General features: G+C 67.3%; 16 protein-coding genes. 7 read left to right on the forward strand and 9 right to left on the reverse strand.

The genetic code is table 11. The features are described 5' to 3' along the window. Positions 1-198: 198 nt before the first annotated feature. Positions 199-975 (reverse strand): alpha/beta fold hydrolase, encoded by a 777-nt coding sequence (locus tag ACWDTS_RS25675; RefSeq protein ID WP_450119282.1) that lies wholly within the window; start codon positions 973-975, stop codon positions 199-201. Between the two features lie 772 nt (positions 976-1,747). On the opposite strand from ACWDTS_RS25675, the gene fabG reads away from it, so the two are divergent. The 4 genes from fabG to ACWDTS_RS25695 all read left to right on the forward strand — a co-directional run bounded on the left by fabG (position 1,748) and on the right by ACWDTS_RS25695 (position 5,484). Continuing rightward, on the forward strand, positions 1,748-2,584 hold the full coding sequence (fabG, locus tag ACWDTS_RS25680; protein ID WP_450119283.1) for a 3-oxoacyl-ACP reductase FabG: 837 nt from the start codon (positions 1,748-1,750) through the stop codon (positions 2,582-2,584). 43 nt (positions 2,585-2,627) lie between these two features. After that, complete coding sequence (locus ACWDTS_RS25685; protein WP_450119284.1) at positions 2,628-4,508, forward strand: 3-oxoacyl-ACP synthase III family protein; 1,881 nt, start codon at positions 2,628-2,630, stop codon at positions 4,506-4,508. A 133-nt stretch (positions 4,509-4,641) separates the two neighbouring features. Continuing rightward, positions 4,642-5,043: an excalibur calcium-binding domain-containing protein gene (locus ACWDTS_RS25690; RefSeq protein ID WP_450119285.1), complete on the forward strand. Its 402-nt coding sequence runs from the start codon at positions 4,642-4,644 to the stop codon at positions 5,041-5,043. An 84-nt stretch (positions 5,044-5,127) separates the two neighbouring features. Continuing rightward, complete coding sequence (locus ACWDTS_RS25695; RefSeq protein ID WP_197255561.1) at positions 5,128-5,484, forward strand: carboxymuconolactone decarboxylase family protein; 357 nt, start codon at positions 5,128-5,130, stop codon at positions 5,482-5,484. A gap of 39 nt (positions 5,485-5,523) precedes the next feature. Here the strand turns inward: ACWDTS_RS25695 and ACWDTS_RS25700 are convergent, their stop codons facing one another. From ACWDTS_RS25700 to ACWDTS_RS25715, 4 genes are all read right to left on the reverse strand, one after another. Further along, entirely contained in the window at positions 5,524-6,237 is a 714-nt protein-coding gene (locus tag ACWDTS_RS25700) for a maleylpyruvate isomerase family mycothiol-dependent enzyme (RefSeq protein ID WP_197255558.1), read from the reverse strand. 6 nt (positions 6,238-6,243) lie between these two features. Continuing rightward, positions 6,244-7,065 carry a fumarylacetoacetate hydrolase family protein gene (locus ACWDTS_RS25705; RefSeq protein WP_420750789.1) on the reverse strand — a complete coding sequence of 274 codons (822 nt, stop codon included), beginning with the start codon at positions 7,063-7,065 and terminating at the stop codon, positions 6,244-6,246. Between the two features lie 5 nt (positions 7,066-7,070). After that, entirely contained in the window at positions 7,071-8,141 is a 1,071-nt protein-coding gene (locus ACWDTS_RS25710) for a cupin domain-containing protein (RefSeq protein WP_450109087.1), read from the reverse strand. Positions 8,142-8,220: 79 nt separating this feature from the next. Continuing rightward, a complete protein-coding gene (locus ACWDTS_RS25715; protein ID WP_450119286.1) occupies positions 8,221-9,078 on the reverse strand; it encodes an IclR family transcriptional regulator in 858 nt (285 codons plus the stop codon). Between the two features lie 48 nt (positions 9,079-9,126). On the opposite strand from ACWDTS_RS25715, the gene ACWDTS_RS25720 reads away from it, so the two are divergent. Both ACWDTS_RS25720 and ACWDTS_RS25725 read left to right on the forward strand, forming a co-directional pair. Further along, positions 9,127-10,386, forward strand: coding sequence for an MFS transporter (locus tag ACWDTS_RS25720; RefSeq protein WP_450119287.1), 1,260 nt, complete (start codon positions 9,127-9,129; stop codon positions 10,384-10,386). 110 nt (positions 10,387-10,496) lie between these two features. Beyond that, entirely contained in the window at positions 10,497-11,693 is a 1,197-nt protein-coding gene (locus ACWDTS_RS25725) for an FAD-dependent monooxygenase (protein ID WP_450119288.1), read from the forward strand. Between the two features lie 25 nt (positions 11,694-11,718). Here ACWDTS_RS25725 and ACWDTS_RS25730 read toward each other — a convergent pair whose 3' ends face one another. Beyond that, positions 11,719-12,057 (reverse strand): winged helix-turn-helix domain-containing protein, encoded by a 339-nt coding sequence (locus ACWDTS_RS25730; protein WP_450119289.1) that lies wholly within the window; start codon positions 12,055-12,057, stop codon positions 11,719-11,721. 68 nt (positions 12,058-12,125) lie between these two features. On the opposite strand from ACWDTS_RS25730, the gene lhgO reads away from it, so the two are divergent. Then, on the forward strand, positions 12,126-13,325 hold the full coding sequence (gene lhgO / locus ACWDTS_RS25735) for an L-2-hydroxyglutarate oxidase (protein ID WP_450119290.1): 1,200 nt from the start codon (positions 12,126-12,128) through the stop codon (positions 13,323-13,325). A gap of 15 nt (positions 13,326-13,340) precedes the next feature. Here the strand turns inward: lhgO and ACWDTS_RS25740 are convergent, their stop codons facing one another. Genes ACWDTS_RS25740 through ACWDTS_RS25750 form a run of 3 tightly spaced genes read right to left on the reverse strand, consistent with a single transcriptional unit; the run spans position 13,341 to position 15,758 of the window. Beyond that, entirely contained in the window at positions 13,341-14,045 is a 705-nt protein-coding gene (locus tag ACWDTS_RS25740) for a type 1 glutamine amidotransferase (protein WP_450119291.1), read from the reverse strand. A gap of 42 nt (positions 14,046-14,087) precedes the next feature. Further along, positions 14,088-14,828: an oxygenase MpaB family protein gene (locus tag ACWDTS_RS25745; RefSeq protein ID WP_450119292.1), complete on the reverse strand. Its 741-nt coding sequence runs from the start codon at positions 14,826-14,828 to the stop codon at positions 14,088-14,090. Between the two features lie 21 nt (positions 14,829-14,849). Then, on the reverse strand, positions 14,850-15,758 hold the full coding sequence (locus ACWDTS_RS25750; protein WP_450119293.1) for an oxygenase MpaB family protein: 909 nt from the start codon (positions 15,756-15,758) through the stop codon (positions 14,850-14,852). Positions 15,759-15,790: the final 32 nt, after the last annotated feature.

A 15,790-nucleotide genomic window follows, 5' to 3' on the forward strand; every position in this document is an offset into this window, starting at 1 on the left:
TCGATATCCTTTGGCCACCAACGGATTCTACACAAAGCCGCAGGTCGGCCCCGCCGCGTCACGGCGAGACCGACCCGCGATTCTGCAACAGCCCGCAGACCGACCGAATGTGCCACTCGCTCGGAAGGGGGCGGGGTTCGCTCGGAAGGGGGCGGGGTTCGCTCGGAAGGGCGGCAGGTTCGCTCGGGAGAACCGGGGTCAGTCGAGGGTGCGGATCCAGTCCGCGACCACTCGCGCGACGTCGTGGGGAGCCTCGGGGATCAGCGCGTGCCCGCAGCCCGGAATCAGGGCCGTGGTGACCTTGTCGGCGCCGAATTCGTCGACGAGCTCGCTGCGGGTCTCGGCCGGACGGAAGACGTCCTCACCGGCCTGTACGTCCAGCAGCGGCGACGGCGCGACCGTCCACCACGATTCCTTGTCGGTCGCCGCCATCGCGGCACGCTGGGCGATGATCGCTTCGGGCCACCAGCCTCCCAGCCACTCGGACGGGTCGTGACCGGGCGCGAAGAACACCGCGGCGAGTTCTTCCAGGCGTTCCTCGTCCGGCAGGGTCAGATCCGAGCACCGGGCGACGCGTGCGGTCAGCGAACCGGGGAAACGTCGGGCGCCGGCGGCGAGGACGGCGACGCCGCGCACCAGGTCGGGCCGGTCCGCCGCCAGCACACGGGCGACGTAGTGGCCGAAGGCATGACCGGCCACCACGGCCGGTGCCGCATCGAGGCGCTCGAGCACCTCCGCGACGTCCCGAGCGAGATCGTGGAAGTCCAGACCGTCCATCGGGCCCGTGCTCGCGCCGATGCCACGCGGCTGGGGACGCAGCACCCGAAAACCGGCTGCGGCGAGATCGTGTGCGACAGGATCGAAGTCGAGGGAATCGCGTCCGAGGGACGGCAGCAGGACGACGGTGGGACCGGCGCCGTCGACGAGCACCTCCATCCGGACGTCGCCGAATCGGACCGTCTGGTTGTCACCCATGTCCGTCACCCTAGTGGGCCCTTGTGGGTGCACCCGATGGCCCCCTCTCCGGCACGGCGTGTCAAATCGGACGGATACCTCGGATCGGTGTGGCACCGAGCGCCAGTCAAACCCCAATGTGACCATGTTCACATCGGACGGGTCACTTCTTGAGGAGTCAACACGGACAAATGTTTCCGGTCCGTGACCTCGAACTATTGCTGCACTCAGTGCATTCCACACGCGGTCGGCAGCCTTACCCGCCACCGATGCACTCGCACGTCGTACTTTCGCTTGTACCAACGATTTTCAAAACATACCGACCGAATGTTGCTCATTATCTTGATACTTCAACCTCGAAACTCACGTACGCCAGTTCCCCTCGGCAGGTAAACAATTGGTGAAGTCCACCCGAACATGCCGTTGGCACGTACCCATCGGTACATGCTGGACGTATGACCAGTTCGATGCCCGAGACGGGCCCATCGAACGTCCAAATCTATTCTGCACCCGCATTTTTCGAATTTCAGACCGCTTCGGTGGGGCCCAAAGTCCTGACCGCGAGACAGACATGACAAACCGCGGGGGATGCTGCAGGATCGTTGTTGTCAGCAACCACCCCCGCGATTGAGATTTCGATCCTTTCGGCCCACAGCGGTTTTCGCCGCAACCTCGGAAAGCAGCAGGGGCATCCGAGGAGAGGGGCCGGGGTGCCGGCCGAACCCGACGACGGTTCGCGCTCGCATCGACACACCACCTCGCGTCGAGGACGACCAGAGCAGGAGAATACGAAATGACCAGCACCCTCGAACCGTCGACCACCACTGCCACCGCACCCGGTAACAAGCTCCGCGGACGCGTCGCATTCGTGACAGGCGGAACCCGCGGGATCGGTGCGGCCATCAGCCGCAGCCTCGCCGCCCAGGGTGCAACCGTGGCCGCAGGTTACGGCCGCAACACCGAACAGGCAGCGCAGTTCCTCGACGTTCTCAACCGCGAGGCCGGGGAAGGTGCCGGCATGAGCGTGCACCAGGGCGACGTGTCCGACCCCGCCGAGTGCCGCCGTACCATCGACGAGGTGATCGAGCGCCACGGCCGTCTCGACATCCTGATCAACAACGCCGGCATCACGATCGACCGCACCGTCCCGAAGATGACCGACGACGACTGGAACACCGTCATCTCCGTGAACCTGTCCGGGGCCTTCTACCTCGCGCAGGCCGCGATGAAGCACATGCTCCCCCGCGGCACCGGGCGCATCGTCAACGTCTCGTCCGTCATCGGCGAGACCGGCAACATCGGCCAGGCGAACTACGCGGCGTCCAAGGCCGGGCTCTTCGGCCTCACCAAGACCCTCGCCCGCGAGGCGGCGTTCCACCTCGCCCGCGCCGGCAAGCTCAACGACGGTGGCATCGGCCTGACCATCAACACCGTCACCCCCGGCTTCGTCGCCACCGAAATGGTCGACGCCATCCCGGACAAGGTGCTCGACCAGATCAAGGAGAGCATCCCGGTCAAGCGCCTCGCCCATCCCGACGAGATCGCACGAGTCGTGCATTTCCTCGCCGCCGACGCCTCCTCTTACATCACCGGCCAGGTGTGGGGCGTCAACGGCGGCCTCGACATGTGATCATCTCCAGTTCCACAACTATCCCGAACGGCGAATCGTCCACATGCAGCAATTCGAAGTGAATCGACACGGTCGAATCGTATTTCCGTGCAACTTCTTTCCCGATCTCGACTTCTCGACGATCACAAGTCTCGAGCAGCTCGACTCGATCATCCGGCGTGACTTCGACACGAAGGCGCCGACGGTCTCGGAGATGATCGCGCGCAACGAACGAGGTGCCTACCGGTCGAAGACCGACCTCATGCGCGACATGGCACTGAACGTGTACTGGGCGAATCGTTTCGTCATCACCATGTTCGAGAAGCGTCCGATGCGCTGGGCGGACGTCCCGCGCACCCGCGACGATGTCTACATGCCGGTGATGACCCCGTGGCCCGGCAGCGAAGCCCGCGCCGCGGAGATCGAGGACGCGTTCCGCGCACTTCCCTCCGGGCCTGACGCCACCGCCGAGGAGCACGTCTTCGACGTCCTCTTCGACGTGTTCGCCGCGCGCAAGAACGTCGCGTCCGACCTTCCGACGGTCAAGCCCACCGTCGCGCAACTGCTTGCCGATCCGAGCAACATGACGTTGCGGCTCGGCGACTACGACCCCGACTTCCGTCGCTACAGCTACGACGAGATCCTCGACGTCAGCGAGGACGTCGCGGAGCTGGAGGCCCTGCACCGCTGGGCGATGGTGCTGCACAACCAGCAGCCGTGGGATCGCACCCAGGCCGAGCTCGTTGCGGTCGAGGACCTGAAGGACGACGACTACGTGGTGGTCCTGCATCCGCGTGATCGTCATGTCCAGCGCTTCATCGCCAAGGCACTGGCCGAGCCTGCGTCCGACACGCTGCTCGCACCGGTGTCCCCGTACTCGGCGCAGGAGCCGGTCGAACCGGTGCGTCCGTTCCCGCCGATCGACGTGCGGCGCGACTTCGCCGTCCAGCCGCGGATCGAGGCGTTGTCGGCGGTGCACGGCGACACCGTCTGCACGAACGAGGACCTGATCCGCAACTCGGCCTACAGCTGGTCGCCGATGACGGCGGACGAGATCACCGCGAAGACGGGGATCGAAGAGCGCCGCTACACCTCGGGCAGTTTCGAGGAGCTCGCACTGAAGGCCGCGAAATCGGCTCTCGCCCATGCAAATCGGGGCCCCGAGGAAATCGGCGGCGTCCTCGTGTGCACGTGCACCAGCTCCCGGCCCATTCCGTCGCTGGCCACCTGGCTCTGCGGCGAACTGGGTATCGGCCAGACGCACGCGGCGTACGACCTGGTCGCGGCGTGCGCGGGCCTGCCGTACGGCCTCTCCGAGGCGACCCGCATTCTGCAGCAGGTCCAGCGACCGGTGCTCGTGGTGTGTGTCGAGAAGTTCTCCGACAAGGTCGGCAACGTCCGACCGTCGCGGATGATCTTCGGTGACGGCGCGGCTGCGATCGTCCTCGGTGTCGCGCCGGAGGGTACCGAAGGCGACATCGAGTACCTGCAGACCTTCGCCGGAGGTCCGGCCAGCGAGATCAACTCGATCATCTGGCCGAACCCGGACTTCGACAACGCCATCACGGTCTACGGACCCGAGGTGAAGTCGCTGGCCGGCCGGTACCTCGGGCAGATGCTCGACGAGCTGAAGGAACTCCCCGCGCCCGACGGACGGCAGGGCACCCTGCTCGACAACATCGACGTGGTCGTTCCGCATCAGGCCAACAAGACGATGGTGCTCGAACTGGCCGCCGCGTCCGGCCTGGCAGCCGACCGGCTGTACTTCAACATCGACAAGGTCGGCAACGCGTCGTCGGCGAGCATCCCGCTCGCGGTCGCCGACGCCGTCCGCGACGGTGTGATCACGGAGCCCGTCCGAGTATTCGCGCCCGGCTTCGGTGCTGGAGCGGTCGCGGGATTCTCGGTCATGCGTATCGATCCGGCGGTCGTCGCGCCGGCCTGATACGCGACACGCGCGGAATTCGGGAGCCGCGCACGGCATCCGGGACTTCGTAACGACAGTCCCGGATGCCGCGATAGTCCGGTTCGGTCGGCCGATCGGCCGACCGAACCGTTTCCCGAAAGGAACAGCACGAATGAAGTTCCGCCGTATCGCGGTTGCCGCGCTCGGCTGCGTTTCGCTCACCGTGGTCGCCCCCACGACCGCGAACGCGTTCAGCCTCACGGATCTGCTGCCGAAGGGTGTCGCCGACATCTTCCCGAGCGGATCCGCCGGTCTGTTCGCACCGCCTCCGCCTCCGCCGCCGGCTCCGGCCCCGGCTCCGGCCCCGGCTCCGGCACCGCTCGCTCCCCCGGCACCTCCTGCAGCTCAGGCACCGGCCCAGCCCGCGCCGAGGCCCGCCCCGAGCACCGGCTACAAGAACTGCACCGAGGCGTGGAACGCCGGTGTCGCCCCGCTCTACCGCGGGGAATCCGGCTACGCGCCGAAGCTCGACGGCGACAGCGACGGCATCGCCTGCGAGAAGGATCCACGCTGACGGCTCCGACACCGCACTCGTAACGAGGGGCAGTTTCCCGGATCTCCGGGGAACTGCCCCTCAGCGCGTGCGAGGAGCCAAGCCGTGCAGCAGGGAATCGACGACCTCGACGATCAACTCGTCACGCAGCGGGTCGATCGTTCTGTTGTTCGCCATCACCGCGATCCCCTGCAGCGCGGCGAAGTACACGGTTCCGATGATCTCGGCATCGTCGACGAGTTCGTCCTCGACGGTGGAATCGGCGAATCCACTTGGCAGACTTTGGCAGAGCACCTGGATGTGCAGCAGATCCTCGATCTGATCTTCACCATCGGCAGCTACGACACGCTGGCCCGCATGTTCACGTCGCTGCAACTCGGGATCGACGACGACATCGTCGACCTGATGAAGTTGCCGACGACTCCGCCCGAAACCGATGACGGGACCGTTCACCCGGTCTGAGCAGGTGAACGGTCCCATCACCGGGAGTGGGGGCGGGCGTCAGAGCCAGCGGGGAGGAGTGGCCTCTCCACCGGTGACACCGACGGCGCCGCGGCCGGCGGCCCAGCGCACGACGCCGGCGAGCGTACCGCGCACGGTGTGCTCGACGGGTGCGTCCTCGATCACCCGCAGCGGTTCGCGTCCGTCGACCTCGAGGACGAGACCCGCACCGAGGTCCTTCTTCCGCCACATGCCGACGATGTCGTCGAGCAGCGAATCGAGAACCACCGCAGGGAAATCGCCGAAGCGGCCGCCGTTGCCGAGGTCGACGGCGTGGATCCACACCTCACGGGTGCGCATCCAGGCGGTCTCCTCGGCCGGCACCGTCCGACCCTGCGCGGTGCGGACCTGCGCCTGCCACGCCGACTCCGGAAGGTTCCGCCACTTCTCATCCAACCGGGCGACGGTGTGCGCGAACAGGTTTCGCAATGCGGCCGGGTTGAGGGTCGCACCCTCGGCGATCTCCTGCGCGCGCTGCTCGGTCGACTCGTACATCGGGGTCTCGACACCCGTTGCGGCCCAATCCATCAGCCGGCACAGCGCCGCGGCGTTGTAGCCGAGGTGCGCGACGAGGTGACGACGGGTCCATCCTTCGAGCAGGGTGGGGCCGTCGAGCTCGTCGTCGGTCAGTTCCGCGAGACGCTGCGAGAGGTAGGCGGTTCCGCGACGTGCGATGAGCAGCCGCTCGGACAGTTCGAGATCGTTGAATCCCACGACGTCCTACTTGATCACGGTCTTGTTCTTGACGGTGCCGAGGCCCTCGATGGTCACCTCGCACACCTCCCCGTCCTGGATGTAGCGGGCGGGCTTGCGGGCGTGGCCGACACCACCGGTCGTACCGGTGATGATCACGTCACCCGGCTGCAGGGTCACGATGTGGGAGATGTAGTCGACGAGCTTGGCCGGGGTGAACACCAGATCGTTGGTGTTCGACGACTGCATGACCTCACCCTCGAGACGGGTCTCGATGGCGGTACCGAGCTGGTAGTCGGTATCCAGGAACGGACCGAAACCGCTGGTCTTCTCGAAGGTCTTGCCCTGATCCCACTGCAGCGTGCGGTACTGGTAGTCGCGCATCGTGTAGTCGTTGATGACCGAGTAGCCGGCGATGTACTCCGCGGCGTCGGCCTCGTCGACCTGGTAGGCCTGCTTGCCGATGACGACGGCGAGCTCGGCCTCCCAGTCGAGCTGCGACGCGGCGTAGGCGGGGACGACCACGTCGTCGTAGGGGCCGGTGAGGGCTTCCTTGAACTTCGAGAACAGGGTCGGGTACTCCGGCAGGTCGCGGCCCATCTCCTTGATGTGGGTCGCGTAGTTCAGTCCGACGCACACGATCTTGCCGGGTGCGGGAACGACCGGCGCGTAGTCGGCGGCGGCGAGGTCGACGGTCTTGCCCGACGCCTGCTCGGCCACGGACTTCCAGTCGGCGTCGGCGAGCAGGGCCGACAGATCGGCGTAGCCGTCGATCACGGTGGCGCTGGAATCGCTGTCGACGCGGACAGCGGCGGTGCCGCCGTCGAGACGGAGGGTGGCAAGTCGCATGGGGGTCAGGCTCCTTCGGAGATGATGGTGCGGTTGAAATGCAGACGCTCCACGATCGGCGCGTCGGAGAAGGCGAACAGGTCGATGCCGTTGTCGGTTTCGAGCGACCACTCGGTCCAGGACGGCACCACGATCATGTCGCCCTTGGTGACGTCGTGGCTCTTGTCCGCGAGGTGGAAACGGCCCTGTCCCTCGAAGACCTGGAAGACCACCGAGCCGACGTCGCGGCGGGCGCGGGTCTGCGCCCCCGCCCGCAGGCGGTGGAACTCGGCGCGGATCGTCGGCATGACGTCGCCACCGGTGGTGGGATTGGTGTAGCGGATCGCGGCGTGGCCCGGCTCCGGGGTGGCCGCGTAACCCTCGTCCTCGAGGGCGAGCTGCTCGTTGAGCGCGCGGTCGGTGTACACCCAGCGGTAGCACGCGATCGGCGAGCTGGTCTTGCGGTCGACGCCGACGAGCGGACGCAGACCCGGGTGCACCCACAGCCGCTCCGAGCGGGAGATGTCCGGGGTGCCCTCGTCGGTCACGCCGTCGGAGCCGAATTCGAAGAATCCGGTGTCGGTGTAGTTCACGAAGGGGATGTCGAGGCCGTCGATCCACGCCATCGGCTGGTCGGTCTCGTTGTGGTGGCCGTGGAAGTTCCAGCCCGGCGTGAGCAGGAAGTCGCCGCGGCGCATGGCGACCGGGTCGCCGTTGACCACGGTCCACACGCCTTCACCTTCGACGACGAAGCGGAAGGCGTTCTGCGAATGACGATGCTCCGGCGCGGTTTCCTTCGGGCCCAGGTACTGGATCGCCGCCCACAACGTCGGGGTGACGTACGGGACGCCGCCGAGACCGGGGTTGGCCAGCGCGATCGCACGACGCTCACCACCGCGCCCGACCGGCACGAGGTCGCCGGCGCGCTGCGCCAGCGGGTACAGCGTCGACCACTTCCAGACGAAGGGCACGGCCTTGGAGGTCGGGACCATCGGCATCAGATCGCCGAGCTGGGTCCACAACGGATTCAGGTGTTCCGTCTCGAAGTCGTCGTACAGCTTCAGAAGCTCGGGATCGACAGGCTCGGTGGCAGTCATGAATTCTCCTCTCGGCAACGGTGCATCTCGTTGTCCGGCGCTGTTCCCAACCTAGGTGGGTCGAATCACGACAAGCCAACTATTTCTGCTGTGCAGAATACTGGGCGTCCGCTCCCTCGATGTCGGCGATGTCGACCTCGATCCCCCGCACCGCCGCCTGCATCTGCGCGACAAGCTTTCCCCGCAGGTGCTGCCGGTACCGGGTGATCGGCACCGCGGCCGTGATCGCCCCGATGGCCGTGCCGCGCGCGTTGCGGATGGCCACTCCGAACGCCGCGACGCCGGCCTCCGTCTGCTCGACGTTGACCGCGAACCCCACGTGGCGCGCGGCCTCGAGTTCGTGCACGAACTCCTCGAACTCGCCGATGGCCATCCGGCGGTCGGTCTCGTACGCGGGCGTCGGCCCCTGGCTGATCTTCGGCTCGTCCGCGGGCCGCAGATACAGCTGCTCGAGGACCGAACGCGGGAGTTCCGCCAGGAGGATGCGCCCGCCGGCGGTGAGCTCCGCAGGTAGCACCTGACCTCGGCGATCGCCCACACGCAGGATCGATTCGGTCTCGGCGGTCCACAAGAACCGGGCCTGGGATCCCACGCGGATCACGAGGTTGATCGTCTCGCCGGTGAGTGCCGCGAGTGCCTCCATGTGGGGCCGGCACATGTCGGTGAAGTCGCGCGTCCATCCCTGCCGGGCGGGACCGACACCCAGCGCCGGCCCCGGGTGGTACATCCGTTTCTCGTCCTGCACGGCGAACCCCCGGTACACGAGCATCGCCAGCAGACGGTGCGCGGTCGACGGGGCCGTACCGAGTTCCTGGGCCGCGTCCTTCAACCGGAGCGCCCCGGCGTCGCGGAGCAACTGGAGCAGGCGCAAGGCGTTGTCGACCGACTCGAGCATGTACGTCGGCTTCCGGATCGTGTCCCTCGGCTTGTTCTGCATAGCAGAACTTTATTGCACGGACAGGTGCCCCGCACCCACCGTTGAAGAATGCTTTCCCCCAACGAGGCTTCACCGGCGCGGGCCACCGGCAGCATCACCCTGCCCCGCGCCCACGTGATCGCGGTGATCGTCTGCTGGCTGTTCGTCGTCTTCGACGGATACGACCTCATCGTCTACGGCAACGTGATCTCGAGCCTGCAGGCCGAGTGGGGCATCAGCGCGTCGACCGCCGGCACCCTCGGAAGCCTCGCGTTCGTCGGCATGATGATCGGCGCGGTCCTCGCCGGCCGGTTGTCGGATGCGATCGGACGGAAGCAGGCCGTCATCGGCTGCGTGGTCGTTCTGTCGGTCTTCACGACACTCTGCGCGGTCGCACCGGGACCGATCGTCTTCGGCCTGCTGCGGCTGATCGCCGGTATCGGGCTGGGCGGTCTCGTGCCCACGTCGAACGCACTGGCCGCCGAACTCGTGCCGAACAAGTGGCGCGCCGCCGTCGCGACCATGATGATGTCGGGCGTCCCGATCGGCGGTTCGATCGCGGCCCTGATCGGTATCCCGGTGATCCCCCACTGGGGCTGGCGCCCGATGTTCGCGTTCGCCCTGGTTCCCCTGGTGATCCTCGTTCCGCTCGCGGTGAAGGTGCTGCCGAATCATTCGCTGCTGGAGGCCCATCCCGACAGTTCCGAGGGCGGGTTCAAGGCACTCCTCGGCCCGCGGTTCCGCACGATCAGCATCATGTTCGCGGCCGTCACCGTCGTGACGCTGCTGGCCTGGTACGGCCTCGGCACGTGGCTGCCCAAGCTCATGCAGGGTGAAGGCACCGATCTCGGCAACGCGCTCACGTTCTCGCTGGCTCTGAACCTCGGGGCGGTCGCGGGCTCGTTCATCACCGCCTGGGGCGGGGTGCGCTTCGGATCCGTGCCGACCAGTATCGTCGCGGCGCTCGTCGCCGGTGCCGCCCTGCTGACGTTGCTGCTCGACCCGCCGGTCGCCGTGGTCTACCTGATCTTCGTGCTCGCCGGTGTCGGCACCCACGGCACGCAGGCGCTGATCATCGCGGCGGTCGCCTCCTACTACCCGGACCATCTCCGTGGCACCGCACTCGGCTGGGCACTCGGCGTCGGACGCATCGGCGCCGTCGCGGCCCCGCAGCTCGGTGGCTGGCTGCTCGCCGCCGGACTCGGCGCCGACTCGAACTTCGTCCTCTTCGGCATCAGCGCACTGATCTCGTCGCTGCTGTTGACCGTGATCTGGAAGAAGTTCCCCACCAGCGATCGGACGTTGCGCGGTCCGATCCTGACCCACTGATCACCGATCGCCCTGCGATCCCGAGTCACCGATCGCCCTGCGATCCCGAGTCACCGATCGCGCCGCGATCCCGGACTCCACATCCCCGCTTTCACGACCGAAGGAGCGTCATGTCCGATCTGAAGGACGCACGAGTTCTCATTGCCGGTGGCGGCATCGGCGGTGTCGCCAACGCCCTGGCCCTCGCCCAGAAGGGTGCTCAGGTCACCCTGTTCGAGCGTGCTCCCGAGTTCGGCGAGGTGGGCGCCGGCCTTCAGATCGGCCCGCACGGCTCCCGCATCCTGCAGTCGCTCGGGGTGTACGACGAGGTCATCGCCAAGGGCGTGCTCCCCAAGAACCTCGTGTTCCGGGACGCCGTCACCGCGGAGATCCTCACCAAGGTCGACCTCGGCCGCGACTACCAGCAGCACTACGGCGGCGTGTACTTCGTGGTGCACCGCTCCGATCTGCACTCGGTCCTCGTCGACGCGGCCCGCAAGGCCGGTGCCGACCTGCGCGTCAACGCGCCGGTGCAGGACGTCGTCACCGAGGGCGACACCGTGCGCGTCATCCTCGAGAACGGCGAGGAACACGTCGGCGACGTCGCGCTCGGCATGGACGGTCTGCACTCGCGGCTGCGTCCGAAGCTCTCCGACGACAAGCCGGTCGGCTCCGGGTACGTCGCCTTCCGCGGCACCTTCCCGATGCACGAGGTGCCGCTCGACGAGGAGATCGAGGACGTCGTGGGCTACATCGGCCCGCGCTGCCACTTCATCCAGTACCCGCTGCGTCAGGGTGAGATGCTCAACCAGGTCGCGGTGTTCCAGTCGCCCGCGTTCCTGCGCGGCGAGGAGATGTGGGGCAGCCCCGAGGAACTCGCCCACGCCTACGACCACTGCCACGAGAGCGTGCAGACCGCGCTGAAGTACCTGTGGACCGACCGCTGGTGGCCGATGTTCGACCGCAACCCCATCGACAACTGGGTCGACGGCCGCATGATCCTGCTCGGCGACGCCGCGCACCCGCCGCTGCAGTACCTCGCGTCCGGCGCCGTCATGGCGCTCGAGGACGCCAAGTGCCTCGCCGACTACGCGGCCGAGGATCTGCAGGGCGACACGAAGAACTGGCCGAAGATCCTCCAGGACGTCAACGCCGAACGTGCACCGCGCTGCAACCGCATCCTGACGACCGGACGCATGTGGGGCGACCTGTGGCACCTCGACGGAGCCGGCCGCGAAGCCCGCAACGAGCTGTTCCGCACGCGCGACACGTCCAGCTACAAGTACACCGACTGGCTGTGGGGCTACAGCTCGGACCGCAACCGCTGATCCTGTCGTCGAGCGCCGCCTCGCCTCACTCCCCGCCCGTGAGTGACGCGAGGCGGCGCTCGGCGCTCGCCAGCGCTTCCCGGGCGGTGGCCAGGTCTTCGCGCAGAGCCGCGAGCTGCCGGTGCATCCCGAGCGTCATGTCCCCCGGTTCCGGGATCGCCAGGACATAGGACCCGCTTCCGCGGCGCGTCTCGATCAGTCCTTCCATCCGCAGCACGTCCTGCGCGTCCTTCACGACGGACGGCGAGACCCCGTAGTGGGCGGCGAGTTCGTGCACGCCGGGAAGCTGGTCCCCGACGGCCCATTCCTTCCACGCCAGCCGGTGCTTCAGGTCGGTGGCGACGTTCTCGTACTTGTAACCCATGCCCGACCGTAACACTTTTCCGTACAACTGACATTCTCTTTTCGGGGCGGGCACCTACCATTGCGCGCATGAGTGCGCTACGGGCCGCGGTCGTCGGCGGCGGAATCATCGGTGCCGCAACGGCACGCCGGCTCACCGAGTGCGGTGCCACCGTGACCGTGTTCGAGAAGGAACGTGACCTCGCCGCGCACCAGACCGGACACAACAGCGGCGTGGTCCACGCCGGGCTGTACTACACACCCGGCAGCCTCAAGGCACGACTGTGCCGTCGCGGCGTGGAGTTGCTGCGCGACTACACGGCCGAGCGGAATCTGCCCTACGAGGAGTGCGGCAAACTCGTCGTCGCACTCGACGACTCCGAACTCGGCCGCCTCGACGCGATCACCGCCCGGGCCACCGAGAACGGGGTGCCCGGCATCCGGAGGATCGGGCCGAACGAGATCGAGGCGATCGAACCGCGCGCCCGCGGCATCGCCGCGCTGCACTCCCCTCACACCGCGATCGTCGACTACGTCGCGATCACCACCGCTCTCGCGGGTGACGTCACCGCGGCGGGCGGCACCATCCGCACGGGCACCGAGGTCACCGAACTGATTACGCGCGGCGACGAGGTCCTCGTCGGAACCCGATCCGGCACCGACGCCTTCGATCTCGTGATCACCTGCGCGGGACTGCAATCGGACCGGCTCGCCCGCGCCGCGGGTGATGCGGCGACGCCACGGATCGTGCCGTTCTTCGGCGACTACTACCTGCTGCGACCCGAACTCTCGACGACCGTGCGCGGGCTGATCTACCCCGTGCCGGACCCGCGCTATCCGTTCCTCGGCGTGCACCTGACCAAACGTATCGACGGTTCGATCATGCTGGGCCCCAACGCATTCCTCTCCCCCGGACGGGAGGCCTACGACCGGCGATCCGGCTCCGCGCGGGACCTGTGGGAGGCACTCGCCTTCCCCGGCTTCGCGCGGTTCGCCGTGCGCAACGTACCCGCCGCTCTACGCGAATTGCGGACCGCGGTGAGCACTCGCGAATTCGTCGTCGAGGCAGCGAAATACGTTCCCGGCCTCACCGTCGCCGACGTGGTGCGCGGACCACGAGGAATCCGCGCCCAGGCCATGAACGCCGACGGCAGCCTCGAGGACGACTTCGTCGTCACCGGGCACGGACGGCTCGTTCACCTGCGCAACGCGCCCTCCCCCGGCGCGACGTCGTCGATGGCGATCGCCGAGTATCTCGTCGACGCCGCGCTGGAGCGGGTCGGTCGCTGATCGGACGCTCGACGCTCAGGCGATCGATTCGAGCCACCGCGTCATGACCGCGTGTGCCTGCGCGGACGACTGCGAATGCACCGACCGGAGTTCGGCGAGCACCGACTCGGCGGCGCCGGCGCCGAGGGTCTCCTCGAGTGCGCGACGGTATTCGTCGATCGCGAGCCACTCCGCGGCGACATCGGGACCGGCCTCGAGGTGGAACTGCACGCCGTAACTGCGGCCGTGCCGGAACAACTGGTTCGGATACGCCGGCGACGACGCGAGCAGCGTCGCCCCGCGCGGCAGATCGAACGTGTCGCCGTGCCACTGCAGGGTGGGGAAACTCGCCGGCAGCTCACCCCACACCGGGTCCGCAGCGGACGCCGCGGTCAGTTCCACATCGCACACCCCGACCTCGGGCGCCGGACCGGAGTAGACCTTCGCGTCCAGCGCAGCGGCCAGCAACTGCGCCCCGAGACACACACCCCACACCGGAACGTCCGCTGCGAGAGCCGAACGCAGGTAAGCGATCTCGTCGTCGATCCACGGAACGACCGCACCGTCGTTCGCGCCCATCGGGCCACCCATGACCACGATGCCCGGGTAGTCGATCGTCTCGGGCAGTGGCTCTCGCCACAACCGGACCGTGTGCACCGGACCGAACTCCTCCAGCGCCGGCAGGTAGTCCGCCGGACCCTCGCATTCGACGTGCCGCAGTTCCAGGAAGCCAGTTGTCATCGGCACATCATGGCAGCCGTATGTTACGGGCGGTAGTCGGTTTCAGAGCCGGGGAGCGGCGGGCCGGCGACGCGAGAGTGCGGCGACCGCCTTGCGCCGCAGCACATAGCGGCGCAACGCCCGCCGGTCGGCCGCGGTGACCTCGATCCCCCACATTTCCTGCGCGACAGGATGCATCAACGCGCGCACCGCACGGGTGGGCACCCGGCGTTGTACCCAGTCCCGCGGACGAAACACCTGATCCCGGTAGAAGTCGCCGCGCGGGGTCCGCTGCAGCACCGTGCGGCAGGTGTCGTCGAACCAGCCGGGGAACTCGGCCCACGTGTCCGGCAACCCCCGGTCGCTGATCCCGTACCGCCGGAACCACGCGCCGCAGTCGCGGTACAGATCCTCCCGCTCGCCGACTGTCAGCGGTCGCACGAACGTCTCGATCATCGTGACGAGCGTGTCCACGTAGGTGGCGTGCTGGAACTGGAACAGGTCCGGGTTCAGACTGTGGTAACGGCGGTCGAGATCGTCGACGCCCTTGATGTGTTCGTGCCCGCGCCGGATGATCGACGACAGGTCCGTGTCGTCGTACGCCATCCGGATCAGCAGCGGAACGGTGTGCCGTTTGTGCAGCCACAGCCGGCGCGGGGTACGCGAATGTTCCATTCCCGCGGCGATTGCCGGATGCAGCATCTGCAGCCCCACCGCGCGCGGCAACGCGAGCAGGAACCGCCGATCGCCGAGATACCGGAGCAGCAGCCCGTCCGGGTCGATGTCGGTCGAGTGCGCAACCACCGTGAGCTCGGACTCCCGACCTCAGATGATGTTCTTGCCGGACTGGATGCGACGGCGGAGGTCCACCATCAGCGCCAGGCTGCCGCCGTGCCGGATGAACTTCGGGATGAACCGGTTGACGAACGAGACGAAGACGAACAGGTGCTCGAAACGGCGGCGGTCGTCCTCGCTCCAGCTGTACCCGAGCTGTTCACGGAAGTACGGCGGCAGGGTCCCGATCGTGAGGAACTTCAGCAGATTCCCGAACATGAGCCGCATCGGCAAGTTGATCATCTTCAACCCGACGAGATCGTTCAGGAACTGCTTGGTGGTCTCGTCGAACACGACCCGTTCGCAGCCGCGGTTCCAGTACCGCTCGAAGTCGGCACGCGTAGCGGGCCACATGTCCTCGGTGACCTGCAGGGTCGTACCCAGTTTCGAGGCGGTCGCGTAGAAGTCCTCGATCTGCTCCTCGTCGAGGGTACCGTGCAGCAGCTGGTAGCTGTCCTCGATGCCGACGTAGAGGCACGCGGCGACCCACATCTGCAGCTCACGGTTGAACGCGTTGTACTTGACCGGGCTGTTCTCGTCCGAACGCACCTGCCGGTGCGCACCGTTGACCGCCTCGCGGAACGCCAGGCGTTCCTCGTCGGTGCCCAGGATCGCGACCGCGAGGTACTGCGTCGTGGTGCGGGCCCGCTTCCACGGATGGTGGACGAGCGAGCCGGACGTCACTTTGCTCTCCATGACGCCGTATGCGACCTCGGGCCAGCCGAGCTGCATGATGACGTTCGCGGCGGCGCCGGCGAACGACCAGAAGTCAATAGCGTCGGACAGGGCGTGCTTCTTGCGGCTCCACCGGTTCGGGCCGCTGGTGATCTTGATTCGCGTGCGGGCGGAGGTCAGCACGGGTTCGGTATCCACGGCGTCGTCGAGGTAATGCGCGGGCATCGGGTCCTCCTCAGATTCTGTTCGGACGGGTG

The sequence above is a fragment of the Rhodococcus sp. NPDC003383 genome (genome assembly GCF_053589115.1).

Bases quoted from the DNA above. Each gene is read 5' to 3' on its own strand.
- ACWDTS_RS25675 (WP_450119282.1), bottom strand. From the start codon at position 975: ATGGGTGACAACCAGACGGTCCGATTCGGCGACGTCCGGATGGAGGTG.
- fabG (WP_450119283.1), top strand. From the start codon at position 1,748: ATGACCAGCACCCTCGAACCGTCGACCACCACTGCCACCGCACCCGGT.
- ACWDTS_RS25685 (WP_450119284.1), top strand. From the start codon at position 2,628: ATGCAGCAATTCGAAGTGAATCGACACGGTCGAATCGTATTTCCGTGC.
- ACWDTS_RS25690 (WP_450119285.1), top strand. From the start codon at position 4,642: ATGAAGTTCCGCCGTATCGCGGTTGCCGCGCTCGGCTGCGTTTCGCTC.
- ACWDTS_RS25705 (WP_420750789.1), bottom strand. From the start codon at position 7,065: ATGCGACTTGCCACCCTCCGTCTCGACGGCGGCACCGCCGCTGTCCGC.
- ACWDTS_RS25710 (WP_450109087.1), bottom strand. From the start codon at position 8,141: ATGACTGCCACCGAGCCTGTCGATCCCGAGCTTCTGAAGCTGTACGAC.
- ACWDTS_RS25715 (WP_450119286.1), bottom strand. From the start codon at position 9,078: ATGCAGAACAAGCCGAGGGACACGATCCGGAAGCCGACGTACATGCTC.
- ACWDTS_RS25720 (WP_450119287.1), top strand. From the start codon at position 9,127: ATGCTTTCCCCCAACGAGGCTTCACCGGCGCGGGCCACCGGCAGCATC.
- ACWDTS_RS25725 (WP_450119288.1), top strand. From the start codon at position 10,497: ATGTCCGATCTGAAGGACGCACGAGTTCTCATTGCCGGTGGCGGCATC.
- ACWDTS_RS25730 (WP_450119289.1), bottom strand. From the start codon at position 12,057: ATGGGTTACAAGTACGAGAACGTCGCCACCGACCTGAAGCACCGGCTG.
- lhgO (WP_450119290.1), top strand. From the start codon at position 12,126: ATGAGTGCGCTACGGGCCGCGGTCGTCGGCGGCGGAATCATCGGTGCC.
- ACWDTS_RS25740 (WP_450119291.1), bottom strand. From the start codon at position 14,045: ATGACAACTGGCTTCCTGGAACTGCGGCACGTCGAATGCGAGGGTCCG.
- ACWDTS_RS25750 (WP_450119293.1), bottom strand. From the start codon at position 15,758: ATGCCCGCGCATTACCTCGACGACGCCGTGGATACCGAACCCGTGCTG.